The organism is Acidocella aluminiidurans (assembly GCF_055383125.1).
In genome coordinates this window covers 1,663,779-1,690,242 of sequence record NZ_AP031589.1, presented here as the reverse complement: position 1 = coordinate 1,690,242, position 26,464 = coordinate 1,663,779, and the positions used below count along the sequence as shown (strand labels likewise).

Annotated in this window: 28 protein-coding genes; 20 read left to right on the top strand and 8 right to left on the bottom strand. The window is 65.9% G+C overall.

What is annotated here, in order from left to right:
• The first annotated feature begins 46 nt into the window (after positions 1-46).
• The 4 genes from ACZ46S_RS08610 to ACZ46S_RS08595 are packed head-to-tail and all read left to right on the top strand — an operon-like array spanning position 47 to position 6,303.
• Positions 47-2,896, top strand: coding sequence for a molybdopterin oxidoreductase family protein (locus ACZ46S_RS08610; RefSeq protein WP_464064160.1), 2,850 nt, complete (start codon positions 47-49; stop codon positions 2,894-2,896).
• Entirely contained in the window at positions 2,893-3,621 is a 729-nt protein-coding gene (locus ACZ46S_RS08605; RefSeq protein ID WP_464064159.1) for a 4Fe-4S dicluster domain-containing protein, read from the top strand. The genes ACZ46S_RS08610 and ACZ46S_RS08605 overlap by 4 nt, the downstream gene beginning before the upstream one ends.
• A complete protein-coding gene (locus ACZ46S_RS08600; protein ID WP_464064158.1) occupies positions 3,618-4,547 on the top strand; it encodes a dimethyl sulfoxide reductase anchor subunit family protein in 930 nt (309 codons plus the stop codon). Before ACZ46S_RS08605 ends, ACZ46S_RS08600 begins: the two co-directional genes overlap by 4 nt.
• Positions 4,519-6,303 (top strand): chloride channel protein, encoded by a 1,785-nt coding sequence (locus ACZ46S_RS08595; protein ID WP_464064157.1) that lies wholly within the window; start codon positions 4,519-4,521, stop codon positions 6,301-6,303. The genes ACZ46S_RS08600 and ACZ46S_RS08595 overlap by 29 nt, the downstream gene beginning before the upstream one ends.
• Before the next feature lie 21 nt (positions 6,304-6,324).
• On the opposite strand, the gene ACZ46S_RS08590 is transcribed toward ACZ46S_RS08595, so the two are convergent.
• A complete protein-coding gene (locus ACZ46S_RS08590; protein ID WP_464064156.1) occupies positions 6,325-7,071 on the bottom strand; it encodes a GntR family transcriptional regulator in 747 nt (248 codons plus the stop codon).
• 170 nt (positions 7,072-7,241) lie between these two features.
• On the opposite strand from ACZ46S_RS08590, the gene ACZ46S_RS08585 reads away from it, so the two are divergent.
• The 5 genes from ACZ46S_RS08585 to ACZ46S_RS08565 all read left to right on the top strand — a co-directional run bounded on the left by ACZ46S_RS08585 (position 7,242) and on the right by ACZ46S_RS08565 (position 11,122).
• Complete coding sequence (locus ACZ46S_RS08585) at positions 7,242-7,529, top strand: UxaA family hydrolase (protein WP_464064155.1); 288 nt, start codon at positions 7,242-7,244, stop codon at positions 7,527-7,529.
• A gap of 11 nt (positions 7,530-7,540) precedes the next feature.
• Entirely contained in the window at positions 7,541-8,710 is a 1,170-nt protein-coding gene (locus ACZ46S_RS08580) for a UxaA family hydrolase (protein WP_008495518.1), read from the top strand.
• Positions 8,711-8,817: 107 nt separating this feature from the next.
• Positions 8,818-9,264, top strand: a complete 447-nt coding sequence (locus tag ACZ46S_RS08575; RefSeq protein WP_464064154.1) for a MarR family winged helix-turn-helix transcriptional regulator — start codon at positions 8,818-8,820, stop codon at positions 9,262-9,264.
• Positions 9,261-10,538, top strand: coding sequence for an MFS transporter (locus ACZ46S_RS08570; RefSeq protein WP_464064153.1), 1,278 nt, complete (start codon positions 9,261-9,263; stop codon positions 10,536-10,538). The genes ACZ46S_RS08575 and ACZ46S_RS08570 overlap by 4 nt, the downstream gene beginning before the upstream one ends.
• Positions 10,538-11,122, top strand: a complete 585-nt coding sequence (locus tag ACZ46S_RS08565; RefSeq protein WP_464064152.1) for a nucleotidyltransferase family protein — start codon at positions 10,538-10,540, stop codon at positions 11,120-11,122. The genes ACZ46S_RS08570 and ACZ46S_RS08565 overlap by 1 nt, the downstream gene beginning before the upstream one ends.
• A gap of 133 nt (positions 11,123-11,255) precedes the next feature.
• On the opposite strand, the gene ACZ46S_RS08560 is transcribed toward ACZ46S_RS08565, so the two are convergent.
• Both ACZ46S_RS08560 and ACZ46S_RS08555 read right to left on the bottom strand, forming a co-directional pair.
• The gene (locus ACZ46S_RS08560; protein ID WP_464064151.1) at positions 11,256-12,161 is read right to left on the bottom strand and encodes a dihydrodipicolinate synthase family protein; all 906 of its coding nucleotides are present in this window, start codon (positions 12,159-12,161) and stop codon (positions 11,256-11,258) included.
• A gap of 11 nt (positions 12,162-12,172) precedes the next feature.
• Positions 12,173-13,315, bottom strand: a complete 1,143-nt coding sequence (locus tag ACZ46S_RS08555) for an iron-containing alcohol dehydrogenase (RefSeq protein ID WP_464064150.1) — start codon at positions 13,313-13,315, stop codon at positions 12,173-12,175.
• 396 nt (positions 13,316-13,711) lie between these two features.
• Between ACZ46S_RS08555 and ACZ46S_RS08550 the strand changes: the two genes are divergently transcribed.
• From ACZ46S_RS08550 to ACZ46S_RS08500, 11 genes are all read left to right on the top strand, one after another.
• Positions 13,712-14,056: an NAD(P)-dependent oxidoreductase gene (locus ACZ46S_RS08550; protein WP_464064149.1), complete on the top strand. Its 345-nt coding sequence runs from the start codon at positions 13,712-13,714 to the stop codon at positions 14,054-14,056.
• Positions 14,057-14,112: 56 nt separating this feature from the next.
• Complete coding sequence (locus tag ACZ46S_RS08545; RefSeq protein ID WP_464064148.1) at positions 14,113-14,277, top strand: hypothetical protein; 165 nt, start codon at positions 14,113-14,115, stop codon at positions 14,275-14,277.
• A 2-nt stretch (positions 14,278-14,279) separates the two neighbouring features.
• On the top strand, positions 14,280-15,236 hold the full coding sequence (locus ACZ46S_RS08540; RefSeq protein WP_464064147.1) for an SMP-30/gluconolactonase/LRE family protein: 957 nt from the start codon (positions 14,280-14,282) through the stop codon (positions 15,234-15,236).
• A gap of 50 nt (positions 15,237-15,286) precedes the next feature.
• Positions 15,287-16,027, top strand: a complete 741-nt coding sequence (locus tag ACZ46S_RS08535; protein WP_464064146.1) for a FadR/GntR family transcriptional regulator — start codon at positions 15,287-15,289, stop codon at positions 16,025-16,027.
• A gap of 171 nt (positions 16,028-16,198) precedes the next feature.
• Positions 16,199-17,155, top strand: a complete 957-nt coding sequence (locus ACZ46S_RS08530) for a 2-keto-3-deoxygluconate permease (protein WP_295737759.1) — start codon at positions 16,199-16,201, stop codon at positions 17,153-17,155.
• Positions 17,152-18,441, top strand: coding sequence for a four-carbon acid sugar kinase family protein (locus ACZ46S_RS08525; RefSeq protein ID WP_464064145.1), 1,290 nt, complete (start codon positions 17,152-17,154; stop codon positions 18,439-18,441). Before ACZ46S_RS08530 ends, ACZ46S_RS08525 begins: the two co-directional genes overlap by 4 nt.
• A 15-nt stretch (positions 18,442-18,456) precedes the next feature.
• Positions 18,457-19,452: a 4-hydroxythreonine-4-phosphate dehydrogenase PdxA gene (gene pdxA / locus ACZ46S_RS08520; protein ID WP_464064144.1), complete on the top strand. Its 996-nt coding sequence runs from the start codon at positions 18,457-18,459 to the stop codon at positions 19,450-19,452.
• A 167-nt stretch (positions 19,453-19,619) separates the two neighbouring features.
• Entirely contained in the window at positions 19,620-20,369 is a 750-nt protein-coding gene (locus ACZ46S_RS08515; protein ID WP_295737750.1) for a DeoR/GlpR family DNA-binding transcription regulator, read from the top strand.
• A gap of 22 nt (positions 20,370-20,391) precedes the next feature.
• A complete protein-coding gene (locus ACZ46S_RS08510) occupies positions 20,392-20,955 on the top strand; it encodes a hypothetical protein (RefSeq protein ID WP_464064143.1) in 564 nt (187 codons plus the stop codon).
• Between the two features lie 99 nt (positions 20,956-21,054).
• Positions 21,055-21,486, top strand: coding sequence for an organic hydroperoxide resistance protein (locus tag ACZ46S_RS08505; RefSeq protein ID WP_464064142.1), 432 nt, complete (start codon positions 21,055-21,057; stop codon positions 21,484-21,486).
• Between the two features lie 67 nt (positions 21,487-21,553).
• A complete protein-coding gene (locus ACZ46S_RS08500; RefSeq protein ID WP_464064141.1) occupies positions 21,554-22,081 on the top strand; it encodes a redoxin family protein in 528 nt (175 codons plus the stop codon).
• A gap of 228 nt (positions 22,082-22,309) precedes the next feature.
• On the opposite strand, the gene ACZ46S_RS08495 is transcribed toward ACZ46S_RS08500, so the two are convergent.
• From ACZ46S_RS08495 to ACZ46S_RS08475, 5 genes are all read right to left on the bottom strand, one after another.
• Complete coding sequence (locus tag ACZ46S_RS08495; RefSeq protein WP_295737737.1) at positions 22,310-22,762, bottom strand: hypothetical protein; 453 nt, start codon at positions 22,760-22,762, stop codon at positions 22,310-22,312.
• Entirely contained in the window at positions 22,762-23,061 is a 300-nt protein-coding gene (gene flgM / locus ACZ46S_RS08490) for a flagellar biosynthesis anti-sigma factor FlgM (RefSeq protein WP_464064140.1), read from the bottom strand. The genes ACZ46S_RS08495 and flgM overlap by 1 nt, the downstream gene beginning before the upstream one ends.
• Positions 23,058-23,432 carry a flagellar protein FliS gene (locus tag ACZ46S_RS08485; protein ID WP_295737685.1) on the bottom strand — a complete coding sequence of 125 codons (375 nt, stop codon included), beginning with the start codon at positions 23,430-23,432 and terminating at the stop codon, positions 23,058-23,060. The genes flgM and ACZ46S_RS08485 overlap by 4 nt, the downstream gene beginning before the upstream one ends.
• A gap of 16 nt (positions 23,433-23,448) precedes the next feature.
• A complete protein-coding gene (fliD, locus tag ACZ46S_RS08480; RefSeq protein WP_295737682.1) occupies positions 23,449-24,831 on the bottom strand; it encodes a flagellar filament capping protein FliD in 1,383 nt (460 codons plus the stop codon).
• Positions 24,832-24,903: 72 nt separating this feature from the next.
• Positions 24,904-26,433: a flagellin N-terminal helical domain-containing protein gene (locus ACZ46S_RS08475; protein WP_464064139.1), complete on the bottom strand. Its 1,530-nt coding sequence runs from the start codon at positions 26,431-26,433 to the stop codon at positions 24,904-24,906.
• Positions 26,434-26,464: the final 31 nt, after the last annotated feature.

Here is a 26,464-nt window from a genome sequence, read left to right as displayed (position 1 = left end):
CGGGCGCGGCGGGCCTTCCTGTTGGGTAGGCCGTGGGGAGTGAGTGGTGTCGAAGCAAGAAACCATCGAGTATTCCGCGCCGGTTGGCGACAGCGTGGCGCAGACGACCTGCTATATGTGCGCCTGCCGCTGCGGCATCAAAGTGCATCTGAAGGACGGCAAGCTTCGTTATATTGAAGGCAACCGCGCGCATCCGGTCAATCGCGGCGTGCTCTGCGCCAAGGGCTCGGCGGGGATCATGAATGTGCTCTCCCCGGCGCGGTTGCGCAAACCGCTGAAGCGTGTTGGCGAGCGTGGCGGGGGGGAGTTTGAAGAGATCGAGTGGGAAGAGGCGCTTTCCATCATCACCGCGCGCCTGGCCAAAATCCGCGCCACCGACCCCAAGCAATTCGCGTTTTTTACCGGGCGCGACCAGTCGCAATCCCTCACCGGCTATTTCGCGCAGATGTTCGGCACACTGAATTTCGCTGCGCATGGCGGGTTCTGCACGGTGAACATGGCGGCGGCGGGGCTTTATTCCGTCGGCGGCGCGTTCTGGGAGTTTGGCGAGCCGGATTGGGAGCATGCGAAGATGTTCCTGCTGATCGGCGTCGCCGAGGATCACGATTCCAACCCGATCAAGCTGGGGCTTGGCAAGTTGAAGGAGCGGGGCGCGAAGATCGTCGCCATCAATCCGGTGCGTACCGGCTATGGGGCGATTGCCGATGAGTTCGTCGCCATCACGCCGGGGACGGATGGGCTGTTCGTGCTGGCTCTGGTGCATTGCCTGCTGGAAGAGGGCGCGATCGATACCGCGTTTCTCATCCGCCATACCAATGCGCATTATCTGGTGATCGACGCGCCGGGCACGGCGGAGGATGGGTTGTTCGCGCGTGATGAAAGCGGCGCGCCGCTCTGCCTGGACCGGGCCGACAATCAGATCAAACAAGCGGCGACGCTGGGGGCGGACCCGGCCTTGCTGGGCAGCGTGACGCTGCCGGATGGGCGCGCTGCCCGCCCCGCCTTTGCGCTGCTGGCGGCGCGCTATAGCGATGCCGCCTACGCGCCGGAGGCGGTGGCGGCGCGTTGTGGGGTGCCGGCTGCAACGATACGTAGGCTGGCGGCGGAGCTGGCGGAGATCGCCTTCAACCAGCCGGTGACGCTGGATGTGCCCTGGACGGATACATCCGGCCGCCGGCATGAAACGATGCTGGGACGGCCTGTGGCGATCCATGCGATGCGCGGCATCTCCGCCCATTCCAACGGGTTTCAGACCTGCCGCGCCATCCATATGCTGCAGATGCTGCTGGGCGCGGTCGATACGCCAGGCTCCTGGCGCTATAAATCCCCCTACCCGAAACCGATTCCGGCCGGGCCGGCGCCGGGGGGCAAGGCGTTTCTGGAAAATGGCGCGCTGGCCGGGCTGCCTTTGGGATTCCCCGCCGGGCCGCAGGATCTTCTGGTGGATGACAAGGGCGAGGCGCTGCGGCTGGACCGGGCCTTTTCCTGGGACGCGCCTTTGGGCGTACACGGGATGATGCATATGTCCATCGCCGAGGCGTATGCGCAGGATCGCTATCCGATCGACACGCTGATGGTCTATATGGCCAATGTCGCCTGGAACTCGGCGATGAATCCGGGTGAGGCGACGCGCATGCTCACCGACAAGACCCCGGATGGCAGCTACAGGATTCCGTTTTTCATTCTGGCCGATGCGTTCTTTTCGGAAACCGTGCCCTATGCGGACATCGTGCTGCCGGACACCACCTATCTGGAGCGCTATGATTGCATCTCGCTGCTGGACCGGCCGATCGGCTCGGCGCATGGGCCGGCGGATGCGATCCGGATTCCGGTGCTCAAGCCCGACCGCGATGTGCGGCCCTTTCAGGATGTGCTGATCGAGATTGCCGGGCGGCTGAAATTGCCGAATTTCACCGATGAAGACGGCGCGCCACTTTATGCGTCGTACGCTGACTACATGGTGAAGCATCAGCGCAAGCCAGGTGTCGGCCCGCTGGCCGGGTTCCGCGGCGCGGATGGGCAGGCCATCGGCAAGGGCGAGGTGAATGGCGATCAGCTCAAGCGTTATATCGAAAATGGCAGCTTCTGGCGACATCATCTGCCCGATGAGCAGCTTTACTTCAAACATTCCAATCAGGCCTATCTCAGCACCGCCAAGGCGATGGGGCTGATCGATAAGGACGAGCCGATCACGCTGCATCTCTACAGCGAAATCCTGCAGAGATTCCGTCTGGCCGCACAGGGGCACGGGGCGCATCAACCCCCCGAACGGCTGCGCGCCCGGCTGGAAACAGTGATGGACCCGCTGCCGATCTGGTATGAGCCAATTGAGGCGACGATGGTGAGCCGCGAAGAGTATCCGTTGCACGCCCTCACCCAGCGGCCGATGGCGATGTACCATTCCTGGGGTTCGCAAAATGCCTGGCTGCGACAGATCATGTCCGAAAACCGGCTTTACATGAACCGGGAAACCGCCGGCGCGTTGGGCATTGCGGATGAGGATTGGGTGGTGGTGGAGAGCCGCAACGGCACGCTCACCTGCCAGGCGCGGCTGATGGAGGGGCTGAACCCGAACAGCGTGTGGACCTGGAATGCCATCGGCAAGCGCTCCGGCGCCTGGACGCTGGATAAGAAAGCCCCTGAATCCGAGCGGGGATTTTTGCTCAACCATCTGATCTCGGAATATCTGCCGGCGGATGGCGGGGGCCATCGCGCCTCCAATTCGGACCCGGTCACCGGCCAGGCGGCCTGGTTCGATCTCACCGTTCGGGTGCGCAAGGCCAACGCCGCCGAAGCCGGGCGGACCGCGCCGCACCCGGAACAGCAGCACGCGCCTTTTCCGGTGCATCATCCTGAAACCTTGCAATATGGCGCGAAATTGGAGACAGCGAAATGACCAGCCTGCCCACCCAAAATCCGGGGGCGAAGAAGCTTGGCCTGGTGATCGATCTGGATACCTGCGTGGGCTGCCATGCCTGCGCGGTGAACTGCAAGGAATGGAACACGGGCGGCCATGTCGCGCCGCTGCCCGATTACGACCCCTATGGCAAGGAGCCTGACGGCGTCTGGTTCAATCGCATCCATTCCTACGAAGCCGGCTGCGGCGAGGCGAGCCGCACGGTGAATTTTCCGCGCTCCTGCCTGCATTGCGAAAATCCGCAATGCGTCACCGTCTGCCCCACCGGCGCCTCCTATAAGCGGGTGGAGGACGGCATCGTGCTCGTGGATATGGATAAATGCATCGGCTGCAAGCTCTGCTCCTGGGCCTGCCCTTACGGGGCGCGGGAGTTTGATGAGCTGGCCGGGGTGATGAAGAAATGCACGCTCTGCATCGACCGCATTTATAACGAGACGCTGCCGGAGGCGGAGCGCGAGCCGGCCTGTGTCGCCACCTGCCCGTCGCGGGCCCGGCATTTTGGCGATTTCAACGACCCGGAGAGCAAGGTTTCCAAGCTGGTGGCCGAGCGCGGCGGCGTCGAGCTGATGCCGGAGCTGGGCTATAAGCCGGTGAACAGATATTTGCCGCCGCGCAAGGCGCAGATCCCGACCGCGCCGCGCGAGCGTGTTGCCGATGGCGGCAGCAAGCTGCTGAAGCTGCTGGACAAGGTGCTCTCCCGATGAAGCCTGCCGCTTCGGTTCTGCTGCTCACCACGCTCACCGGCTTTGGATACGGGCTGCTGGCCTGGCTAGCCTTGTTCGCGCTGCTCGGGCTGCTGCCGGGCTCGCGCTGGTTCATGCCGGTTGGGGTGGTGGTGGCCCTCGGCTTCGCGGCGTCGGGGCTCATCGCCTCCATGCTGCATCTGGGGCGGCCGGAGCGCGCCTGGCGGGCCTTCAGCCAATGGCGCTCCTCCTGGCTCTCGCGCGAAGGGGTGGCCTCGCTGGTCACCTTTCCGCCGGCTCTGGGCTTTGCCGCTTTGTGGTGGGTGAGGGGGCCGGCGCCGGTGACGGTGATTGTCGGCCTGATCGCCGCGGCGCTGGGGCTGGTCACGGTCTATTGCACGGCGATGATCTATGCCAGCCTGAAGCCGATCCGGCAGTGGAACAACAAGCATACCGCGCCGAATTATATGCTGCTGGCTTTGTTCTCCGGCGCAATGCTGCTGGCGCTGCTGCTGGCCTGCTGGACCGGGCAGGCCGGGCTCGCCGGTCTGCTGGTGCTGGTGGCCGGGCTGCTCGCGGCGGCCGCCAAGCTGGCTTACTGGCGCTTCATCGACACGCAAAAGCCGCTGGCCACGCTCGCCAGCGCCACCGGGCTGAAAGAGTATGGCGCGGTGCGGCCGCTGGATGCGCCGCATTTCACCGAAAACTACGTGCTGCGTGAGATGGGCTATCAGATCGCCCGCAAACACGCCGCCAAGCTGCGCCGCATCACCCTCGCCACCGCCTTCCTGCTGCCGGCCTTGCTGGCGCTGCTGGCCGGGCTGGGGCTGGTGCCGGCACTGCTCATCATCCTCGCCACGCTGCTGACCGCCATGGGGCTGTTCATAGAGCGCTGGCTGTTCTTTGCCGAAGCCACCCATGTCGCAACCCTCTATTACGGACGTTAAGCCCGCCCATTTTCCCAAACTGGATGCAGCCTGGCAGCGTGTGCGGCTGCTGGTGCGGGTGGATGAATTATGGCTGGCGGGGTTCGCGGCGCTGGTGGGCGTGGTGGCGGGGGCCGGGGTGGCGGCGATGAACGGCGTCACCCATACGCTGCATCGCCTGCTGTTCAATCTGCCGGCCGGGCAGGGTCTGTCCGACGCGCCCTCCGTGGAGACGGCGCGGCTGCTGGCGGTGCCGGTGCTGGGCGGGCTGGTGCTGGGGTTGGGCGCCTGGCTGGTGGCGAAATTCCGCCCGAAAGGCATCATAGATCCGGTGGAGGCGAATGCGCTCTATGGCGGGCGGATGTCGTTGCGCGATAGCGTCATCGTCGCGGTGCAGACGGTGTGGTCCAACGGCATTGGCGGCTCGGTGGGGCTGGAGGCGGGCTATGCGCAGCTTGGCGCCGGTCTGGCCTCCTGGGGCGGGGCGAAGCTGCGGCTGCGGCGCTCGGATTTGCGGCTGCTGGTCGGGTGCGGGGCGGCGGCGGCGATCGGCGGGGCGTTCAGCGCGCCGCTCTGCGGGGTGTTTTACGGGGTGGAGCTGATCCTGGCGAATTATTCGCTGGCGACGCTGCCGTTCATCATCATCGCGGCGCTGGCCGGTACGCTGGTGACCGGGCAGCTGCATAGCGGCTCGGCCCCGCTGAATGTGGCGCTGCCGCAGGTGCTGCCGCTCTCCGCCTACCCGATGGCGATTCTGGTCGGGATTTCCGCCGGGATGGTGGCGATTGCGATCATGCGCGGGGTGACGGCGATCGAGGCCGGGTTCCGGCGCTCGAAAATGCCGCTCTGGCTGCGCCCGGTGGTGGGCGGGCTGCTGCTCGGGCCGCTGGGCATGGTCTCGCCGGCGACGCTGAGTTCCGGCCATGCGGCGCTGCATGCGCAGATCGGGCTGTCGCTGCCGCTGCTGACGGCTTTGGTGCTGTTTCTGGGCAAGGCGGTGGCCTCCTCGATTTCCATCGGCGCCGGGTTTCGCGGCGGCTTGTTTTTCGCCTCGCTGTTTCTGGGCACGCTGTTCGGGAAATTATTCGCGGATGTGGCGCTGGTGGTGCCGGGGCTGGCGGCGATGCCGGTGGGGTTCTACGCGGTGGTGGGGATGAGCGCGATGGCGGTGGCCATCGTCGGCGGGCCGATGACGATGACCTTTCTGGCGCTGGAGAGCACCGGGCAGTTTTCCATCACCATCTGCGTGCTGGCGGCGGCGATCGCGGCCTCGATCACGGTCAAGCGGGTGTTCGGCTATTCCTTCTCCACCTGGCGCTTTCATCTGCGCGGCACGCCGATCCGCAGCGGCGCGGATATTGGCTGGATCGCCAGCCTCACCGTCGGCCGGCTGATGCGCAGCGGGGATGTGCGGATGGTGCATGAGGCGGAGCCGGAGGTGCTGCGGCGGGAGGCGGCACCCGGTGAGGTGAAGCGGCTGGTGGTGCTGGATGGGCAGGGCAAATATAGCGGCATCGTGCTGCCGGCGGAGCTGCATGCGGCCAATCTGGACGGGGCGGGGCTGGAGGGGTTTCTGCATCACCGCGATGTGTATCTGCTGCCGGGGATGAGCGTGAAGGAGGCGCTGGCGCTGTTTGAGAGCGCGGAGGCCGATGCGCTGGTGGTGCTGGAGACGACGGCGAGCCGCAAGGTCATCGGCGTGCTCTCGGAGCAATATGCGTTGCGCCGCTATAGCGAGGAGCTGGAGCGGCGCCGCAAGGAGCTGGCCGGGGTTTAGCAAGAATGATCGGCGTCGGCGTCAGGTGATCTCCGCCGCGTAACGGTAGGCGCTGGTTTTGCAGCGGCTGACGCGCAGCTCCACCTTCCTGCCGTTGAGGTCCGAGGCGATGCGGGTGATTTCCAGCAGCGGCGTGCCTTCCGGCACCTGCAGATGCGCCGCATCCTCCGCGCTCGCCGCCACCGCCGCCAGGGTTTCATCCGCGCGGGTGATGGTGATGCCGAAATGCTGCTGGTAGATCACATACATTTCCTCCGGCATTTCCTGGTTCAGGATCACCGAGAGCCCCGGCATCAACGCCGCCGGCACCATGATGGTTTCGAAAATCGCCGAATCCTCGGCGAAGGAGCGCACGCGGGTGATGCTGTGCAGGGAAGCGCCGGGTTTCAGCCCCAGCGCCTGCGCCTGGGCGCGCGTCGCCTTGGCGGTTTTCTGCGCGAAGGCGCGGCTGGCCGGGGTGAGGCGGGTGCCGTTGAGATCGACGATGCGGAAGAACTGGAACAAGGCCTGCTGGGCGGTGTGCCGGGCTACGTAGGTGCCGTGGCCCTGGCGGCGGACGATCAGCTTGTTGGCCTCCAGCGCCATCAGCGCCTTGCGCACCGTGCCCTGGCTGACCTTGAATTCGGCGGCGAGCTGGAACTCGTTGGGCAGCAGCGCGCCGGGCTGCCATTGGCCGGAGCCGATGCGCTCGGTCATCAGCGCGTAAACCTGCGCGTAGAGCGGCTGGAAGGAGGTGCTGGGTTCGGCCTTCGCCGGGAGTGTCGCCATGGGGTCCGTCGGGCTTGAGGGTCAGGGGGGCAGGATAAAGCTATATGTATAAAGATACAATTATTCCGGCGGCGCGGGGCCGGTGCGCGCGGGCGGCGGCGGGAGGAAAGGCTTGACAGGTTGAGTCTTGTATAAGATAGAAGAATTACCAAAAAAGAGGAAACAGGCTGATGAGCATACCGCAGTTACTGGTTCACAATCCGGAGGATAATGTCGGCGTTGTGGTGGTGGAGGATCTGAAGGCCGGCACGCAGATGCTGTGCGTGGTGACGCTGGATAATTCCTCCTTTCATCTGACCGCGATCGACGATGTGCCGATCGGCCACAAGGTGGCGCTGAAGGATCTCAATGCCGGCGACACCGCGATCAAATATGGCGAGGATATCGGCAAGATGGTCGGCCCGGCCAAGAAGGGCGGGCATGTGCACACGCAGAATCTGAAGACCAAGCGCTGGTGAGGAGCAGGATGATGAGCGAAATGAAACTGACCGGCTGGCGCCGTGAGAATGGCCGCGTGGGCGTGCGCAACCATGTGGTGATCCTGCCGCTGGATGATCTTTCCAACGCCGTCTGCGAGGCGGTGGCGAACAACATCAAGGGCACGCTGGCGATTCCGCACGCTTATGGGCGTTTGCAGTTTGGCGAGGATCTGGCTGTGCATTTCCGCACGCTGATCGGCACCGGCAGCAATCCGAATGTCGCCGCGGTGATCGTGGTCGGCATCGAGCCGTCCTGGACCAAGGTGGTAGTCGATGGCATCGCCAAGACCGGCAAGCCGGTGGAAGGCTACTGGATCGAGCAGCATGGCGACATCAACACCATCGCCGCCGTCTCCCGCAAGGCCAAGGAGTTCGTGCAATGGGCCTCGGAATTGCAGCGCGAGCCGGTGGAGGTAAAGGATCTCTGGGTCTCCACCAAATGCGGCGAGAGCGACACCACCACGGGTCTCGCCTCCTGCCCGACCGTCGGCAACATGTATGACAAGCTGATCCCGCAAGGGATTTACGGCGTGTTCGGCGAAACCTCGGAGATCACCGGGGCGGAGCATCTGGCGCGCAAGCGGGCCATCTCCCCGGAGATCGAGGAGAAATGGTACAAGATGTGGAAGGCCTACCAGGAGGAGGTGATCGAGGCGCACAAGACCGACGATCTCTCCGACAGTCAGCCGACGAAGGGCAATATTCTCGGCGGCCTCACCACCATCGAGGAAAAGGCGCTCGGCAATCTGGAAAAGATCGGCCATGAGTGCAAATTCATCGATGCGCTGCAGCCGGCGGAAGCCCCGGCGAAAGGGCCGGGGCTGTATTACATGGACACTTCCTCGGCCGCGGCGGAATGCATCACGCTGATGGCGGCGGGCGGTTACGTGATCCACACCTTCCCGACCGGGCAGGGCAATGTGATCGGTAATCCTATTGTGCCGGTCATCAAGATCACCGGCAATCCGCGCACGGTGCGCACCATGTCCGAGCATGTGGATCTCGATGTGTCGGGCATTCTGCGCCGGGAGATGACCATCGACCAGGCGGGCGACGCGCTGATCGGGATGATCGGGCGGGTGGCGAATGGGCGGCTGACGGCGGCCGAGGCGCTGGGCCACCGCGAATTCGTGATGACCAAGCTCTACCGCTCCGCGTAATCACGCGCATGCGGTGCGGGCGGCGAGGCTCCCTCCAGGGCCCGCCGCCTTTTTTATGTCCGGCGCGGGGGCGTTGACGCGAGAAGGGGGCGTGCTATTTGATGTATATGCATCATACAGACGAGCTGCTCCTCGACCCGGTTTGCGCCTGCACGGCTTTGCGCAAGGCCTCGCGCGCCGTCACCCGGCTTTATGACGAGGCGCTGGCGGGAAGCGGCATGTCCATCGTGCAGTTTTCCGTGCTGCGCCATATCGCCCGGGAGGGACAGCCGGAGCTGATGCGGCTGGCGGAGACGCTGGTGATGGACCGCACCACGCTCTACCGCGCGCTGAAGCCGCTGGACCAGCGCGGCTGGGTGGCGCTGAGCGATGCGGCGGGGCGGGCCAAGCATGTGGCGCTGACGCCGGCGGGAGAGGCGGCGTTGCGGGCCGCGACGGAGTCCTGGCGCGACGCCCAGAGCCGGCTGCTGGGCGGTTATGGCGCGGCGGAATGGGCGCGGATGCAGGCCGGGCTGGCAAGGCTGGTCACGCTGAGCGGGGAGCGGGGCGCATGAGCCGGTTATTGCATCGTTCCGGACTGCTTTCGGCGAAGGCGCATATTTTCGCAGTGGTGGCCGTCACCTTCCTGTCGCTGCTGGTCTCGGCCGGGGTGCGGGCGACGCCGGGGGTGCTGCTGCTGCCTTTGCAGCTGCAATTTGGCTGGGACCGGGCGACGATTTCGCTGGGTGCGGCCATCGGGATTTTTCTGTACGGGCTGGTCGGGCCATTCGCGGCGGCGCTGATGCAGAGTTTCGGCATTAGGCGGACCATGCTGGGCGGGTTGGGGCTGATGGCGCTGGCCACCTTCGCCAGCCTGTGGATGCGCACCCCGCTGGAGTATATTCTGAGCTGGGGCGTGTTCTCTGGCATCGGCACCGGGGCGGTGGCTTCGGTGCTGGGGGCGGCGGTGGTGAATCGCTGGTTCGCGACGCGCCAGGGGCTGGTGATGGGGCTGCTGAGTGCCAGCACCGCCACCGGGGCTTTGGTGTTTCTGCCCTTCCTGGCCTGGCTTTCCGCGCAATATACCTGGCGGCCGGTGGTGCTGACGGTGAGCCTTGCCTGCATGATTTTGGTGCCGATTGTGGCGTTGGTGCTGCCGGAGCATCCGGGCGATATCGGCACCCAGCGTTTTGGCGAAATTGACGGCACGGCGCCGGCGAAGCCCGCGCGGCGGCGCACGGTGGGGCTGGCCTTCAGCGTGCTGGCGATGGCGGCGAAGCGGCCGGTATTCTGGCTGCTCTTCGGCACCTTCTTCGTCTGCGGGCTGACCACGAACGGGTTGATCGGCACGCATATGATCGCGTTCTGCGGCGACCATGGGGTGGCGCCGGTGGCGGCGGCGGGCTTGCTCTCGATGATGGGGGTGTTCGATCTGATCGGCACCACCGCCTCGGGCTGGCTGACCGACCGGCATGACAGCCGGGCATTGCTGATCGTTTATTACGGGCTGCGCGGGCTCTCGCTGATGGCGCTGCCGTTTCTGTCCTTCGATACGGTCAATCTCACCATCTTCGCGGTATTTTACGGGCTGGATTGGATCGCCACGGTGCCGCCGACGGCGAAGCTCTGCAACCAGGCCTTTGGCGAGCAGGATGCGCCGATCGTATTCGGCTGGGTGCTGGCCGGACACCAGCTGGGGGCGGCGACGGCGGCGTTTGGCGCCGGGCTGATCCGCCAGCAGACCGGCACCTACACCCCGGCCTTCGTTGCCGCCGGGGCGATGGGGGTGGTGGCGGCTTTGGTGCTGCTGGCCTCGCTGCGGGCGAGCCGGCGGGTGGCGTTGGCCTGATGATCGCGGTGGTGGTGCTGGGGGCTGGCAGGTCGCGCCGGATGGGGGCGCGCAACAAGCTGTTGCTGGCGCTGCCTTCGGGACAGACGATTCTGCGCAGCGTGCTGGAGGCGGCGGTGGCGGCGCAGATCGGGCCGGTGCTGCTGGTGACGGGGCATGAGGCGCAGGCGGTTGCGGCGCAGGCGGCGGGGCTGGCGGTACGCTGCGTTGAGGCGGCGGATTATGCGCAGGGGCTTTCGGCCAGCCTGCGCGCGGGGGTTGCGGCTGTGCCGGCGGATTGTGCCGGGGCGCTGATTTGTTTGGGCGATATGCCGTTTGTGACGCCGGATTTGTTGCGGGCGTTGGGCGCGGCGCTGGTGCCGCCATTTGATATTGTGCAGCCGGTATTTGAGGGGCAGCCGGGGAATCCGGTGCTGTGGGGCCGGGCACATTTCGCGGCGATGGCGGAGCTGCGGGGCGATGAGGGGGCGCGGAGCCTGCTGATAGCAAATCGCGAGCGGCTGAAGCGGATTGAGGTAAGTACCAAGGCGGTGCTGCAAGACATCGACACGCCCGAGGCCTATGCCGCAGTTTCTGGGACTTAGGTTGCAAAAGTTTTTGGGGTGAAGCCCTTTTTTCAAAAAGGGCTTCAAAACGTTGGGGGCTTTGGCAACATCGTGTCAAAGCCCCGAGCGTTTCTGCAGCTTTTTTGAAAAAAAGCTGCACCAAAAAACTTTTTTAGCTCGCCAGCAGCGCGGCGCGCTCTTCTTCGGTCAGCTTCACCAGAGGCGGGCGCATATTCAGCCAGCCCTGGTCGCCATGGCGCTCAGCCACCAGCGCCTTCAGCGAGGCCATCTGCGCGTAGGTGGAGGCGCGGTTGCGGCCGGCGACGACGCGGGATTGCGCCGCCTCGACCTCATCCTTGCGGCTCGCATCGTTGAAATATTTGTAGATGAAAGCGAGATCCGCGCCGACCAGATTGGCGGTGGCGGTGATCGCGCCCGCACCGCCTTGCTGCAGCAGCGGCAGCATCAACGGGTCGGCGCCGGCGAGCACGGAGAAATCCGGGAAGCGCTCGACCATGGCCAGCATGTTCTTGATGTCGCCAGCGGAATCCTTGATGCCGACGAAGCTGCCGGGGTAGCGCTGCAGCAGCCGCTCGATCACGTCATGCGGGATGGGCACGGCGGAGAATTGCGGGATGTGGTAGAGTACGATGCCGAGGCGGGGATCGCCGACGCGCTCGACGACCTCGGAATAGGCGGCGAACAGCCCCTCATCGCTGACATTCTTGTAGTAGAAAGGCGGCAGCATCACGACATTGGTGACGCCGACGGAGAGGGCGTGGCGGGTGAGGGCGACGGTCTCGGTGAGGGCGGTGACACCGGTGCCCGGCAGCAGCTGCGCCGGCGCGATGCCGGCTTTCAGCGCGGCTTCCAGCAGGCCCTGGCGCTCGCCCGTGGAGAAGGAGTTGGCCTCGCCGGTGGTGCCGAGCAGGGCGATGCCGGTCAGCCCGTCATTCAGCAGCGCCTGGCAATGTTTGGTGAAGGCCGCATGATTGGGGCTCAGATCGTCATGGACGGGGGTCAGCGCCGCGCAGAATACGCCGCGCGGTTTGGTCGGGGTTGCCATAATGCTTGTCATCTCCCTTGGGGTCAGAAGGCGGTGCGATAGAGGCTGAGGATATCGGCAACACTCATATCGCGGGGGTTATTATCCAGCAGCCGGCGGATGGCATGGGCTTCCTGGGCCATCGCTTCCAGATCATCCTCCGGCACGCGGTTGGCGGAAAGGCGCATATCCATGCCGAGCCTGGCGCACCATTCCGTGGTGCTCTGGCGGATGCTCTCCGGGTCGCTGCTGGCGGGCAGGCCGAGGGCTTCCAGCACGGCATTGGTCTTTTCCGGGCAGGCGGGGGCGTTGAAGGCCAGCGTGTGCGGGAAGATCAGCGCGCAGGCCAGGCCGTGCGGCAGATTATGGCGGCTGCCCAGCGGGTAGGCGACAGCGTGGCCGGCGGTGGTGTTCACCGGGCCGAGGCAGAAGCCGCCATAGAGCGAGGCCAGAGCCAGGCCGGCGCGGGCTTCCTTGTCCGCGCCATCGGCGACGGCGCGGGGCAGATAGCGGCCGACGAGCTGAGCGCCGGTGAGCGCGTAAGTGTCGATCAGCGGATGCGCCTTGCGGCTGGTATAGGCTTCCACGCAATGGGCCAGCGCATCGACCCCGGTGGCGGCGGTGATGGCGGCGGGCACGCTCATCGTCAGCTCAGGGTCGACGATGGCGAGGTCCGCCAGCATGTTGGCACTCTGCACCGCGAGCTTGTTGCGGGTGGCGGGGTCGGTCACCAAAGCGCGGATGCCGGCTTCGCTGCCGGTGCCCGAGGTGGTGGAGATCTGTGCCAGCTTCACCTTACGCAGCGGGGCTTTGTCCGGGCCGACGACATCGTGAATCGCCTTGCCGCTGCCGGGCAGCACCGCCACCAGCTTGGCCAGATCCATCGCACTGCCGCCGCCGAAGCCGATGACGAAATCCGGCTTGAACGCTTCCGCCAGCTTCAGCGCGGCATTGAGGTTGGGGACATCCGGCTCGGGCTTCACCTCGCCGAACAGCGCGACCTCGCCGGCCAGGCCGAGCAGATTGATGCGGGTGGCGTTGAAGGCATCCGCCACCACCAAAGTGCGGGTGAGGCCGTGCTGGGCCGCGAAGCGCGCCAGCCGCGCCAGGGCGCCGGCGCCGAAGGCGATTTCGGCGGGCTGCAGCAGCTCGATCGGTGCGTGCAGCGCGACAGGTTGAAGCTTCATCTCAAACAATCCCTTTGCGGTGGCAAGCGCGCGCCAGGCTCTGCCTGGTTGGCCGGGCCGTCAATCCCCGAAGGGCAAAGCTGGACGTCACTTGTTGTAAATTTGTTTATTCACTAGCGGTGGGGTGGGGCAGCGTCAAGTCTGGCGGACGGCGCGGAGATGACCAGTGCGCATTGACTTCATCTTGTTCGCATGGCGATGCGGGCTTGACGAGGCTTTGGGTGGCCATTATGGGTCGAATTACAAATTTACAACAAGTATGGAGCTCTACGGTCGCGTGGCGCTGCAACAAGGGAACCTGTCCTATGGATACAGACTCCGCCCCCTCCCAGGCCGGCGCCGCCGCATTGACTGCTGACCAGCGCGCGCCAGCGCGCTGAACATCCCATCGCGCTGATGCTTGGGCTGGCCAAGGATATGCGCAACCAGGACGAATTCGTGCGGCGCGGCGGCTGGGATAAAAAATTCTACAACGGCCGGGAACTGCGCGGCCGCGTGCTGGGGCTGATCGGGGCGGCGCTGACCGGCCGGCGCATCGCCGGGGCCGGGCTGGACAGTTTCGCCCAGGAGCCGCCCGCCGCCGACAACCCGCTCTGGGGGCTGGATAATGTCATCGTCTCCTCGCATTGCGGCGGGGTGACGCCGGAAGCGCGGCGCGAAGTGTCGCTGATGAGTGTGCGCAATGTCATGGCCTTCCTGAATGGTGAGGTGCTGGCGCAGCGCCTGTTCGTGAAAGGCTGAAGAGTTTTGAACATGCGGGCGGATGCAAGCGGCAACGGTTTGGCATCGGTGCCGCGTTGATCGCGCGCTTCAAGGCGCGCTGGGGCTTGCCGGTGGCGATGAGCGTGTTCATTATCGCCGGTGCGGTGCTCTCGGCCATCATCTCCGCCGTCCCGACCCGGAAATGGCTGGTGCAGGGCGAGCGTGAGGCCGAAGCCGCCGCCTATAGGCTGGAGAGCTGAGTTTGACGCAGACCGATCCCCGCTGGCCCGGCCAGACCCGTTATCCCGATCCGGCTTTCGAGATCCTGGATCAATCCTTCGCCCGCTACCGGCTGGATGCGGCGGCGGTGGAGCGGCTTTATACCGGGACGCGCTGGGGGGAAGGGCCGGTCTGGGTGCCGGCGGGGCGCTATCTGCTCTGGTCGGATATTCCGAATAACCGGGTGCTGCGCTGGCATGAGACGACCGGCAGCGTGGACGAGTTCCGCCGCCCGTCCGACTTCACCAACGGCGCCACCCGCGACCGCGAGGGCAGGGTGGTGTGGTGCGAGCATCTGCAGCGCCGGGTGATGCGGCTGGAGCATGATGGCAGCACCACCGTGCTGGCGGAGAGCTTCAACGGCAAGCGGCTGAACTCGCCCAACGATATCGTGGTGAAATCCGACGGCTCGATCTGGTTTTCCGATCCGACCTTTGGCATTCGCGGCTTCTATGAGGGCGAGAAAGCGGCGCCGGAGCTGCCGACCTGTCTCTACCGGATCGACGGCCAGACCGGTGCGCTGTCCATCGCCGCTGACGATATCGAGGGCCCGAACGGTCTGGCCTTCTCGCCGGATGAAAAGCTGCTTTACGTCGCGGAAACCGGTATCGCGCCCAGGCGGATGCGGGTTTACGAGATGGCCGCCGATGGCAGGACGCTGACCAAGGGCCGTATCTTCATCGCCTGCCAGGAAGGCGAGCGGCCGGACGGGTTCCGGGTGGATGTGGAGGGCAATCTCTGGTGCGGCTGGGGCATGGGGGAGGGGCTGGATGGGGTGCGGATTTATAACCCGGCAGGCGATGCCATCGGCCATATCCATCTGCCGGAGCGCGCGGCCAATCTCTGCTTCGGCGGGCGGCATCGCAACCGGCTGTTCATCGCGGCCAGCACCAGCCTGTACGCCGTCTACGTCAACACCCAAGGCGCGCTGGGCGGGTGAGGCGTGGCGGCGGGTTTGCCGATAGCGCTAACATTTGTTAGGAACGGAGCGTGTTGGAGGACCCCGAAGCCGCGATGAAGCCGCAAGAGAGCCAGACCTCGGGTCTGGCCGACCAAGTTTATCACAGCATTCTCGCCGGCATTCAGAACGGCGCCTACGCGCCCCATAGCCGCCTGCCCAGTGAGCACCAGCTCGCCAGCCAGTTCGATGTCTCGCGGCCGGTGGTGCGCACCGCCTTGGCGCGGCTCAAGCAGGAGAAATTCATCGTCTCCCGCCAGGGGGCCGGCAGCTTCGTGCGCCCGCCCGCCGTGCAGCCGCCGCTGGGCTTCGCGCCGGTGGAGAATATCGCGGATATTCAGCGCTGCTATGAATACCGGCTGACGCTGGAGCCCGAGGCCGCCAGCTTCGCCGCGCTGCGCTATAACCAAAGCGCGATGGCGAAGATCGAGGCGGCGCTGGAGACGATGGCGCAGGCCACCCGCCAGGGGCAGCACCGCGACGATGTGGATTTCGCCTTCCATCTCGCCATCGCCGAGGCCTCCAACAACCATTACTACCATCAGTCGCTGCAGGCGCTGCAGCCGCATATCGCGGTGGGGATGCATATTCACGGCATCTCGCTGATGGGGCCCAAGCAAGGGCTGGATTACGTGCTGGAGGAGCATCGGCGCATCGTCGAGGCGATCAGATCCCGCCAGCCGGAGGCGGCGCGCACGCTGATGGCGGCGCATCTGCGCGCCTCGCGCGACCGGCTGTTCGATGGGCGGATGCTCGACCTCTCATTGCGTTGATAAGGCCTGATTTTCGATGAGGTCGCCCGCCGGTGAGCGGGGCGATTTCGGCTGGCTATATGCGTAATTGCGCATTTTGCGCAAATTTTTGGTTGAGGCGCGCGTTGTATGCTGTTATCCCGCCCTTAATTCGCTCAAATCAGTCATTAAAATGAAAGCTGGAGAACGCCCATGCAATTGCCCCTGAAAAAAATGATCGAGGCCGTGCCGGGCGGCATGATGATCGTGCCCTTGGCCATTGGCTGCTTGTTCAACACATTTGCGCCGGGCACGCCGCATTTCTTCGGCTCCTTCACCGGGGCGCTGTTCTCCGGCGCGCTGCCGATTCTGGCGGTGTTCTATGTCTGCATGGGCAGCTCGATCAGCGTCCGCACGCTGCCGATGGTCGCCGGCAAGGGGGGCGTGCTGCTGGTGGCGAAAATCCTGCTCGGCATCGTCTGCGGTGTCGTGCTCGGGCATTTCCTGGGTGAAGGGCCGATCACCTCCGGCTGGTTCGCCGGTCTGTCCACCCTGGCCGTGGTCGCCGCCATCAACGACACCAATGGCGGCCTCTATATGGCGCTGATGGGCCAGTACGGCACCGCCGACGAGGCCGCCGCCTATTCCGTGATGTCGCTGGAATCCGGCCCGTTTCTGACGATGGTGACGCTGGGCGCCGCCGGCCTCTCCGCCTTCCCCTGGCAGACGCTGGTGGGCGCCATCCTGCCGCTGGCGGCGGGCATCGTCATCGGCAATCTCGACCGCGAGATGCGCGATTTCCTTGGCCGCGCCACCCCGGTGATGATCCCCTTCTTCGCCTTTGCGCTCGGGGCCTCGCTGGATCTGCACAAGGTCTGGGCGGCGGGGCTGCTGGGGCTCTGCCTCGGGCTGTTCGTGCTGGTGGTCTCCGGCATCGTCATGCTGCTGGCGGATAAGGCGACCGGCGGCAAAGGCACGGCCGGGCTGGCCGCGGCCTCCACCGCCGGCAATGCCGCCGCGGTGCCGACCCTGGTGGCCAGCGCCAACCATGCCTATGCGGCGGCGGCGGCGCCGGCGACGGTGCTGGTGGCGGCGGCGGTGATCGTCACCTCCATCCTCACCCCGCCAATGACCGCCTGGTGGGCGCGGCGCGTGGCGGCGAAGGCATGAGCCTGCCCCGCCGCAAACTGCTGATCGTCGCCGATGATCTCTCCGGCGCGGCGGACTGCGCCATTCCCTGCGTCGCCGCCGGGTTGAAGACGCTGGTGACGCTGGGTGAGACCGCCGCCGCGGCGCCGGCGGCGGCGGTGCTGTCGCTGGATGCGGATACGCGCCGCCTGGCCCCGCATGAGGCCGCGGCGCGGACCAGCGCGCTGCTGGCCGATCTCGGCGCGGCGGGCCAGCTTTGGTTCAAGAAATTCGACTCCACCCTGCGCGGCAATATCGGCGCCGAGCTGGCCGCCGCCCTGGCGGCGCAGCGCGGCTTCGCGCCCGAGGCCTTCGCCCTGATCGCCCCCGCCTTTCCGGCCACAGGCCGGCAGACGCGCGGCGGCCAGCAATATCTGCATGGGGTGAAGGTGGAAGAGACCGAGGTGTGGAGGCGCGAAGGCATCACCGGGCGCGCCCATATGCCGAGCCTGTTGGAAGAGGCCGGGCTGAGGACCGATGTGGTCGGGCTGGAGAGCGTGCGCGCCGGCACCCAGGCGCTGCGCGCCGCCCTGGCGAAAGCCGCCGAACGCCACGACGCCGTGGTGTGCGATGCGGAGAGCGATGAGGATCTGCGCGCCATCGCGCAGGCCACCGCTGGGCTGGGCCGGCCGGCTTTGTGGGCCGGTGCCGCCGGGCTCGCCAGGCAGCTGCCGCTGGCGCTGGGCCTGAGCGGCGCGGTGGAAGAGGCCGCGATGGCGCCGGTGGAGGGGCCGATTTTGTTCGTCGTCGGCAGCATGTCCGGCGTCTCCCACCAGCAGGTGGCGCGGCTGATCGAGGATGAGAGCGTGCGCAACCTGCCCATCGCCCCGCATATTCTGCGCGAGGGCGAGGGCAGCGAAGGCTGGCGGGCGGCGCTGGCGGCGCTGGCGGCGGCTTTGGATGCCGGGCAGGATGTCGCGGTGCAGCTCGGGCTCGAAGAGCAGGTGAATGTCGGCGAGGGGCTGCAGCTTTGCCACGCTCTGGCCCGGCTGGTCGCCCCGTTCGCGGCGCGCATTGGCGGGCTGTTCTCCACCGGCGGCGAGACCGCGCGGGCCGTGCTGGTGGCGTTTGGCGCCGCCGGGCTGCGGCTGGTCGGAGAAATCGAGCCCGGTGTGCCGCTTTCCGTCACCGAGGGCGGCGCCACCGGCCCGCACGGCCTCGCCGTGATCACCAAGGCCGGGGCCTTCGGGCAGCCGGAGACCATGGTCCGCTGCCGCGCCGTGCTGCGCCGGCCGGACCTGCTGCACGCTTCTTATCGTAACGCCTGAAAAGGATGCCTCGCCATGTCTAAGCCCGTGATCGCCATCACCATGGGGGACGCCGCCGGCGTCGGCCCGGAAATCATCATGAAGAGCTTCACCCACCCGGACCTGCTGGCGAAGTGCCGCCCGCTGGTCATTGGCGATGCGGCGCGGCTGGACGTGGCGGGCAGGATCATCGGCGCCACGCTGAAGGTGAACAGGCTCGCCCCGGGTGAGGAGGACAAGGCCCTCTACGCCCCGGGCAGCGTGGATTGCATCGATCTCGGGCTGATCCCGGCCGACATGCCTTGGGGCAAGCTCTCCCCGGTGGCCGGCGATGCCGCCTATCAGTTCATCAAGATCGCGACCGGGCTGGCGATGGCGGGCAAGGTGCAGGCGATCTGCACCGCGCCGCTGAACAAGGAAGCTTTGCATGCCGGCGGGCATAAATATCCCGGCCATACCGAGATGCTGGCGGCGCTGACCAACACCCCGGAAGTCTCGATGATGCTGACCGCGCCGAAGCTGCGCGTGATCCATGTCACCACCCATATCGGCATCATCGACGCGATCAGGAAGATCGAGCCGGCTCTGGTCGAGCGCGTCATCACCCGTGGCTATGAGGTGCTGGAGAAAGCCAAGCTGCCGCGCAAAAAGATCGGCGTTTGCGGCATCAACCCGCATGCGGGTGAGAACGGGCTGTTCGGCTATGGCGAGGAGGAGCAGAAAATCGTTCCCGCCGTGGAGGCCTGCCGCGCCAAGGGCTGGGACGTGGAAGGCCCGCTGCCGGCGGACACGTTGTTCTTCCGCGCCGGGCGCGGGGATTTCGACATGGTGGTGGCGATGTATCACGACCAGGGCCACGGCCCGGTGAAGGTGCTGGGGCTGGAGGCCGGGGTGAACATCACCGTCGGCCTGCCGGTGATCCGCACCTCTGTCGATCACGGCACCGCCTTTGACATTGCCGGCAAGGGCATTGTCGATGAACGCTCGATGCTGGAAGCGATCCGCGCCGCCATCGATCTGGCGGCACGCTGAAGCGCAAAAGTTTTTTGGTGCCGCTTTTTTTCAAAAAAGCGGCGAAGAGGTGGGGGGCTTTTTAAAAAAAGCCCCCACACCCCGCAAAAACTTTTGCGACTTTGGGGCTGGGGTGTTGGCGCTTGGCTGGCCTCGCGTTAGGTCAGAAACTCCAAGGAGCGAAATAGTTGAGACTCGCCGGCCAGCGCCGCCAGACCATCCTCGCCCGGTTGCGCGCCGGGGCCCTCGATGTCGAGGCGCTGAGCGCTGAGCTCGGCGTTTCCGCCTCCACCATCCGGCGTGATCTCGCCCGCCTGGCCGCCGGCGGCCAGGTGCTGCGCACCTATGGCGGCGCCGCCGTGCCCGAACAATCGCTGCAGGTCCGCGCCGGGGTGAATATGGAGCAGAAGCGCGCCATCGCCCGGCTTGCCGCCAGCTTCGTGCAGCCCGGCGAAACATTGCTGCTGGATGCCGGCACCACCACCGGCGCCCTGGCCGCCGAGCTCGCCGGGATGCAAGGGCTGCATGTCATCACCAACGGCCTCACCGCCCTCAACGCCCTGGCCGGCAAGCCGGGCGTGGAGCTGAGCGTGCTGGGCGGGCAGCTGCGCCAGATCAGCCTTGGCACGGTCGGCCCCGCCGCCGAGCACGCGCTGCGCCGCCTCACCGCCCGACGCACCTTTCTGGGGGCGGACGGCGTCGTCGCCGGGCGCGGTATCTGCGAGGCGACGGATGCACAATCCTCGCTGAAGGAGCTGATGGTGGCGCAAGGCCAGGAGGTTTACGTGCTGGCCGATGCCGACAAGCTCGGCCGCGCCATCTCGCCCAGCTGGACGCCGCTGCCGGCGCGCTGGACGCTGATCACCGATGCCCGCGCCAGCGCCGCGCAGCTGGAGCCGTTTCACGCCCTGCCGGGTGTCACCGTGCTCATCGCCTGATCCCATTCCGCCGCGCTTGCGTATGAAGCGGATGACCCTCTCCGCCCGTCTGCAGGCCTATCTCGACCATCAAGACTCGCTGGCCGCGACGGTCAATCTGATCGCCGCCGTAGTCGGGGCGAATGGGCCGTTTTATCCGCTTTACGCGATGGCGCTGATCGGCCGGCCCGGGGCCTGGCTGTTCATCACCATGGCCGCCAGCCCAGTCTTTCTCGCCATCCCGGCCTTGGCCCGGCGCAACGGCCTGGCCGGGCGCATCGCGCTGCCGCTTTTTGGCACGCTCAACACGCTCTGGTGCGCGGTGCTGATCGGCCCGGCCTCCGGCGTGGAATTGCTGCTGCTGCCCTGCATCGTCATCGCCGCCCTCTCCTTGCGCCCCGAGGAGAGGCTCTGGCGCTGGGGGCTGATCGGGCTGCCGATGGCGGCGCATCTGGCGCTCTCGCCTGTCTATGGCGCGGGTTTGCTCGGCTTCAGCCTGGCGCAGGAGGCCGCCTTGTTCCGGCTCGATCTCGGCAGCACCGCGACGCTGCTGGCCTTCCTCGGGCTGGTCTATGGCCGGCTGCTCCCCGCCGCGCCGAAAAAATAAATCGCGCGCGATTAAATTTGCTTGACGGGAGGTATCGCGTGGTATATTTAAGTCGTATACGATTAAATCGTTAACTTATTAACTTGAAGGGATCAGACCATGAGCGTTGACGCGAAATATAAAACCACGGCCACCGCGACCGGCGGCGGGCGCGATGGCAAGACCAGCCTGGCCGATGGCACCATGGCGCTGCAGCTGACCGTGCCCAAAGAGCTGGGCGGCCCCGGCGGCGATGGCGCCAACCCGGAAAAACTCTTCGCGCTGGGCTATTCCGCCTGCTTCCTGGGGGCGATGCGCGTTGCCGCCGGCCAGACCAAGATCGCCATCCCCGAGGGCAGCGAGGTCACCGCCACCATCGGCATCGGCCCGCGCTCGGAAGGCGGCTTTGGCATCACCGCCGCGCTGGATGTGAAGCTGCCTGGCCTGGACGCGGACGCGGCGCAGAAATTGGTGGACGTCACCCACGGCATCTGCCCTTATTCCAACGCCATCAAGGCCAGCGTGGATGTGAAGACCAGCATTCACGGCTGACAATCTCGGACGGGGCGCCGTGCCGTACGGCAACAGCGCGCCCCGCCGCAAAAATCAGGAGGCGTGCATGAACCCGACCCGTGTGCCCGAGACCCGGTTCCAGACCCGCGTGCGCAACGCGGCGCTGGGTGGCCCCAACCCGTATGGGTGGAAAGAGATCGGCAGCCAGGATGTGTTCGCCGGCAAGCGCGTGGTGCTGTTCGCGCTGCCGGGCGCCTTCACCCCCTCCTGCTCGGACAGCCATCTGCCCGGCTATGAGCAGGCCTATGAGGAATTTCGCGCCCTGGGCGTGGATGAGGTGGTTTGTCTCTCGGTCAATGATGCCTTTGTGATGTTCAACTGGGCAAAGAGCCGCAATATCGAAAAGCTGCGCATGCTGCCCGACGGCAATGCGGATTTCACCCGGCTGATGGGCATGCTGGTGGATCGGCGCAGCCACGGCATGGGGCTGCGCAGCTGGCGCTATTCCATGCTGGTGGAGGATGGCGCGATCACCGCTTTGTTCGCCGAACCGGGCCTGCGCGACAATCCGGACGGGGTGGGGGTCAGCGTCTCCGATGCCGGAACAATGTTAGCGCATCTGCGGCGGGTTTAAGTTTTCCACCGCTGCCTTATGGTGTGGAATCAAGGGCTTGGTTTGGGATTTTAAGACCAAAATCACCTGCCCGTTGGGTGATTTTTTGTTTTAAGTCAATGGCTTGTGCCGTTATTGCCGCGGGCGTGCCGCTTGTTGCGCCGCCCTTGTTCGCGCGCGGCTTATCCCGGTTGTTGCACTGCAATCCACATAGATATCCACAAGCTTATCAAGCCTCTTGTGGATAAATCAGGCCTCGGCGATCAGCCGGCCGCTTTCATGCATGCCCAGGCTCTGCAAGGCCCGCAGCGAGAGGTTGAGGCCGCGATGCAGCTGGCTGGCGCGGCGCGAGGCGCTGCCGGATTTGCGGGAGAATTGCGCCAGGGCGGCGCGCAGCTCCTCGGCCAGGCGGGCGGCGGGCAGGGCCTCGTTCTCGCGCAGCCGGGCGGCGGCGTCGTCGAAGGAGCGGGCCTGCATCTGCGTCATCGCCGCGGTGATGGCGGAGAAGACCGGCTGCGCCTCCTGCATGCGCTGCTCGATCTCGCCGGCTTCGCTCTGGATCTCGTGCGGCTGGCCGCTCAGCATCAGCCGGTCCAGCCGGTTCAGCCGCTCGTTCAAATCCCGCACCACCCCCAGCGCATCGCCGAGCGCGGTGGCGATGGCCTCCAGCCGTCCGGCATCCGGGAAGGGCGGGTTTTCCATCAGCGTGTGCCCTTCAACACGGTGGCGATGGCCTTCGCCAGATCCTCCGGCTCGACACTGTAGGTGCCGGCGGCCAGGGCGTTTTTGATCTGCGCCACCGCCGCCTCGTCCACCCCGTCGCTGGCCTGGGCGGCGCTCACCAGATGCCCGGCGCCGGCGGCGGCGTCGCTCAGGGTCACGGCGTCCGTCTCAGCGCCCTGGGGGCTGGCGCTGGCACCCCCGCTGGCGCCGGTGCTGCTCGCCTGTTCGGCGTAGGCGGGACCGGACGGGCCGGGCAGGGAGCCGATCGAGTTGGTCATGCCGCATCCTGTGTCGGCAGGTTGCTGCGCATGTCGCGGTCCAGCTGCGCCAGCGCACGATCGTAATCCTCCAAGGCGGCGGCATTGTTTTGCGCATTGGCGCGCAGCAGGCAGAACATCAGCGCGGTATAGATGGTTTGCAGCGCCGCGCCCAGCTGCGCCTCCTCGCCGGACTGGGCGATGCCGGACATGGTGCTAAGCAGGGTTTGCGCGCGCATGATCATGTCGATCTTGGTCGGGCCATCGCCGGCATCGATCGCCTGGCGGGCGCGCTTGCCATAGAGGCGCAGCGCGCGCCAGCCGGGGGCGAGCCAATCCATCGCGGCGGGACCATCGAACATGCTGGTGCGGTAGGTGGTGGAGCTGCTCATGGACATGTCCTATCGATTAACCGGAGCTCGAGCTGTTGCTGCTCAGGAAGACAGAGAGGTAGGCTTGCGAGATCGAGGCGCTGGTCTGCGAGCTTTCCGCCGTGGCATACTGGTTCAGCAAATTATTGATCAGTGCGGTATCGATCTTGGTCATCTGGGTAATCTGGGTGGTGATCGAATTATCGGTGGTGGTCAAGCCGCTGGTGGCCGCGCCGATGGTGCCGGTGGAGGCCGAGCCGGAGCCGATGGCGGCCTTGGTCACGGTGGAAAGGCTTGTGTAGATCTGCGAAACCAGTGTTTGCACAGCTTTCGGGTTCTTCGCGTAGGCGCTGGCGAAGCTGGTGGAATCGAAGCTGATGGCGCCGGAGGTGCCGACCTTCAAGCCGATCGAGGCGGCGCTGATGCCGCTGGCCTGGGCCGCGCTGACCGAACTCATCAGCTGGCTGGAGAGATCGGTCGCGGTGAAATTGCCAAGCAGCGGGCCGCTCTTTGTCGAGGCGGAGGCGCTGCTGGCGCTGGCTTTCGCCGCCGAGGCGGAGGAGACATATTTGGTCTGGCTGGCGATGGTCGAGATCGCCTTGTTGAGATCGGTGGAGACCTGCGAGAGCGCCGTCGACAGGCTGGAGGGCGAGGAGGCGACGCTGATGCTGGTGCTGCCGGAGGCGGCGAGCTTCACCGTCAGCCCGTTCACCGCGTTGCTGAGCGTGTTGCTGGCGCTGGTGATCGGCACGCCGTTCAGCGACAGGCTGGCATCCTTGGCGCTCTGCGTCAGCGTTTCGGACCCGGCGGCGGAGGCGCTGTAGGCGAAGCGCGAGAGCGCGCCGGTGCCGGTGACGGAGAAGGCCCCGGCGCTGCCGGTGGCGCTGCTCTGCAGCACCAGCCGGGTGCCGGAGGCGGCGGTGACGATGTTGGCCTTCACCCCGCCCGCTTGCTTGTTGATGGCGGCGGCGATGCCGGTCAGCGTCATGCTGGCGGAGCTGACCGCGACGGTTTCGGTGGTGCCGCCTTTCATCGTGAAGGTCATCGAGCCGGCACCGCCGGAGAGCGTGGCGCCGGCCGAGCCTTGCAGCGCGGAATAGATGGATTGCCCGGTGGCGAGCTTGATGTTGGAGAGCGTGTAGGTGCCGGTGGCGGCACTGTTGGTGGCGCTGGCGGTGGCGATGGTCGTCTGCGCGCTGGTGGCTGTGCGGTTATTGATGCTGGCGACATCCTTGATGCCGGAGAGGGCGCTCGACAGAGTGGAAACCGAACTCTGGATCGACCCCCAGGCGGAAATTTCCGCCTTGTCGGTGGTGATTTCGTTTTTCAGCGCGGTGACCGGCAGCTCCAGCGTCTTTTCATAGCTCGCCACCTGCGTCTGGATGGTTGCTGAGCTGAGCGAGGAGATTGACGAGGTCATGGGGCCGGAACCGCTTCTCGGAGGTGAGGGAGGGAAGGCGGCTGGCCGGGGTTACCGGCCAGCCCGGTTGGTTTACGGCAGCAGGCTCACATAAGCCTGTTGCAGCTGGGTCGAGGATTTCAGCGCGGCCACGCCGGACTGCGCCTGGATCTGCGCTTCCGTCAGCTTGGTGCTGACACTCGGGATGTTCGCATCCTGCACCACGCCCAGCGCCGAGTTCAGATTGGTGCTGGTGGTGTTCATGTTGTTGATGTTGGCGGTGAGGCTCTGCTGCACCGCGCCGAGCTGACCACCCTGGTTGTTCAGACCGGCCAGCGCGTATTTGATGACGTTCATCGCCTTGTTGGCGCCGGCGGTGGTGCTGACATTGATGTCAGCCAGCGAGTTCAGCGTGGAATTGTTGCTTTCGCCGATATTGGCACCGCCAGTCGCCGGAACCGAGGTCGAGAAAGCGCCGGAAGATTGCAGCTGCACCTGGCCTTGAACGAGGGCGCTGGCAGAGTTGCCGGTGCCGCCGATGCTGACCGTGGTGGCACCATTGGTCTTCAGCGCGGTAGCGGAGGCCGCCGTGCTTGCGTTGGTGATGGAGATATTGTCGCCATTCGCCTGGGTCAGCGTGATCGCGGTGCCCGAGGAGCTCAGCGTCGCGGAAATGCCATTAGAGGTAGTGCCGCCATTGATCTGGGAGACCAGCTCGGAAAGGCTGGAGGCATTTACGGTCACGGCCTTGCCGACGGCGGAAGACGTGCCGCTGCCGGTGCCGGCACCGATCGTGAAGGAATAGTTGCCGGTCTTGGAGCCGGTCAGGGTCAGCGTGTTCGTCGCCTGGGCCTGCACACCGGTAGAGGCCGACTGGTTGTTGACCGCGGCCGCGATGCTGGCGGCGGATTCGGTGCTGGCCGCACCGGCGGTGCCGGCAACGGTGATGGATTTCGTGGTACCGTTGGCGCCGGTGATGTTCAGTGTGCCGGCGGTGAAGGCGCCAGCCGGCGGCGTGGGCGTTGTACCGCCAGTGCCGGTGGTGACAACGCCGCTGCCGCTCTTGCCGGTCTTGTAAACGCCGCTGGCCGCACTGGTCGCGTACATGCCAATCGCGCTCGCCATCGTGCTGCCGATGGACAGGCTCATCGTCTGGCCTTCATTCGCGCCGACCTGCAGCTGCACGCCCTGGAAGGTGCCGTTGAGCAGGTTGACGTCGTTGAACTGGGTCTGCCCGGCGATGGTGGAGACCTGGCTGACCAGCTGGCTGGTCTCGGACTGCAGGGACTGCGATTCCGCCGAGGTCTGGGTGCCGTTGGCGGCCTGCACGGCGATCGTGTTCAGCTGCTGCACGATGCCGACCTGCTGGGTCAGCGCGCCATCGGCGGTCTGCAGCAGGGACACGCCCTGGTTGGCGTTGGAGACAGCCTGGGTCAGGCCGTTGATCTGCGAGGTGAAGCCCTGCGCGGTGATGTAGCCCGCGGGATTGTCGGCCGGGGAATTGATCGACAGACCGGTGGAGAGCTGGTTTTCGAGATTATTGGTGGTGCTGGTGGTGTTGGTCAGCGAATTCAGCGCGGTGAGCGCGCCGGTATTCGTCACAATGGAACCTACGGCCGACATAAATACCTCCATGGTTGCGGTTGCCGTACGC

Excerpts from the sequence above, each read along its gene's own strand:
- ACZ46S_RS08605 (WP_464064159.1), top strand. The coding sequence starts at position 2,893 with ATGACCAGCCTGCCCACCCAAAATCCGGGGGCGAAGAAGCTTGGCCTG.
- ACZ46S_RS08510 (WP_464064143.1), top strand. The coding sequence starts at position 20,392 with ATGAAGCGGATGACCCTCTCCGCCCGTCTGCAGGCCTATCTCGACCAT.
- ACZ46S_RS08570 (WP_464064153.1), top strand. The coding sequence starts at position 9,261 with ATGAGCCGGTTATTGCATCGTTCCGGACTGCTTTCGGCGAAGGCGCAT.
- ACZ46S_RS08595 (WP_464064157.1), top strand. The coding sequence starts at position 4,519 with ATGTCGCAACCCTCTATTACGGACGTTAAGCCCGCCCATTTTCCCAAA.
- ACZ46S_RS08565 (WP_464064152.1), top strand. The coding sequence starts at position 10,538 with ATGATCGCGGTGGTGGTGCTGGGGGCTGGCAGGTCGCGCCGGATGGGG.
- ACZ46S_RS08475 (WP_464064139.1), bottom strand. The coding sequence starts at position 26,433 with ATGTCGGCCGTAGGTTCCATTGTGACGAATACCGGCGCGCTCACCGCG.
- ACZ46S_RS08495 (WP_295737737.1), bottom strand. The coding sequence starts at position 22,762 with ATGGAAAACCCGCCCTTCCCGGATGCCGGACGGCTGGAGGCCATCGCC.
- ACZ46S_RS08505 (WP_464064142.1), top strand. The coding sequence starts at position 21,055 with ATGAGCGTTGACGCGAAATATAAAACCACGGCCACCGCGACCGGCGGC.
- pdxA (WP_464064144.1), top strand. The coding sequence starts at position 18,457 with ATGTCTAAGCCCGTGATCGCCATCACCATGGGGGACGCCGCCGGCGTC.
- ACZ46S_RS08580 (WP_008495518.1), top strand. The coding sequence starts at position 7,541 with ATGAGCGAAATGAAACTGACCGGCTGGCGCCGTGAGAATGGCCGCGTG.
- ACZ46S_RS08575 (WP_464064154.1), top strand. The coding sequence starts at position 8,818 with ATGCATCATACAGACGAGCTGCTCCTCGACCCGGTTTGCGCCTGCACG.
- ACZ46S_RS08555 (WP_464064150.1), bottom strand. The coding sequence starts at position 13,315 with ATGAAGCTTCAACCTGTCGCGCTGCACGCACCGATCGAGCTGCTGCAG.
- ACZ46S_RS08550 (WP_464064149.1), top strand. The coding sequence starts at position 13,712 with ATGCTTGGGCTGGCCAAGGATATGCGCAACCAGGACGAATTCGTGCGG.
- ACZ46S_RS08560 (WP_464064151.1), bottom strand. The coding sequence starts at position 12,161 with ATGACAAGCATTATGGCAACCCCGACCAAACCGCGCGGCGTATTCTGC.
- ACZ46S_RS08525 (WP_464064145.1), top strand. The coding sequence starts at position 17,152 with ATGAGCCTGCCCCGCCGCAAACTGCTGATCGTCGCCGATGATCTCTCC.
- ACZ46S_RS08585 (WP_464064155.1), top strand. The coding sequence starts at position 7,242 with ATGAGCATACCGCAGTTACTGGTTCACAATCCGGAGGATAATGTCGGC.
- ACZ46S_RS08530 (WP_295737759.1), top strand. The coding sequence starts at position 16,199 with ATGCAATTGCCCCTGAAAAAAATGATCGAGGCCGTGCCGGGCGGCATG.
- ACZ46S_RS08590 (WP_464064156.1), bottom strand. The coding sequence starts at position 7,071 with ATGGCGACACTCCCGGCGAAGGCCGAACCCAGCACCTCCTTCCAGCCG.
- fliD (WP_295737682.1), bottom strand. The coding sequence starts at position 24,831 with ATGACCTCGTCAATCTCCTCGCTCAGCTCAGCAACCATCCAGACGCAG.
- ACZ46S_RS08485 (WP_295737685.1), bottom strand. The coding sequence starts at position 23,432 with ATGAGCAGCTCCACCACCTACCGCACCAGCATGTTCGATGGTCCCGCC.
- ACZ46S_RS08600 (WP_464064158.1), top strand. The coding sequence starts at position 3,618 with ATGAAGCCTGCCGCTTCGGTTCTGCTGCTCACCACGCTCACCGGCTTT.
- flgM (WP_464064140.1), bottom strand. The coding sequence starts at position 23,061 with ATGACCAACTCGATCGGCTCCCTGCCCGGCCCGTCCGGTCCCGCCTAC.
- ACZ46S_RS08500 (WP_464064141.1), top strand. The coding sequence starts at position 21,554 with ATGAACCCGACCCGTGTGCCCGAGACCCGGTTCCAGACCCGCGTGCGC.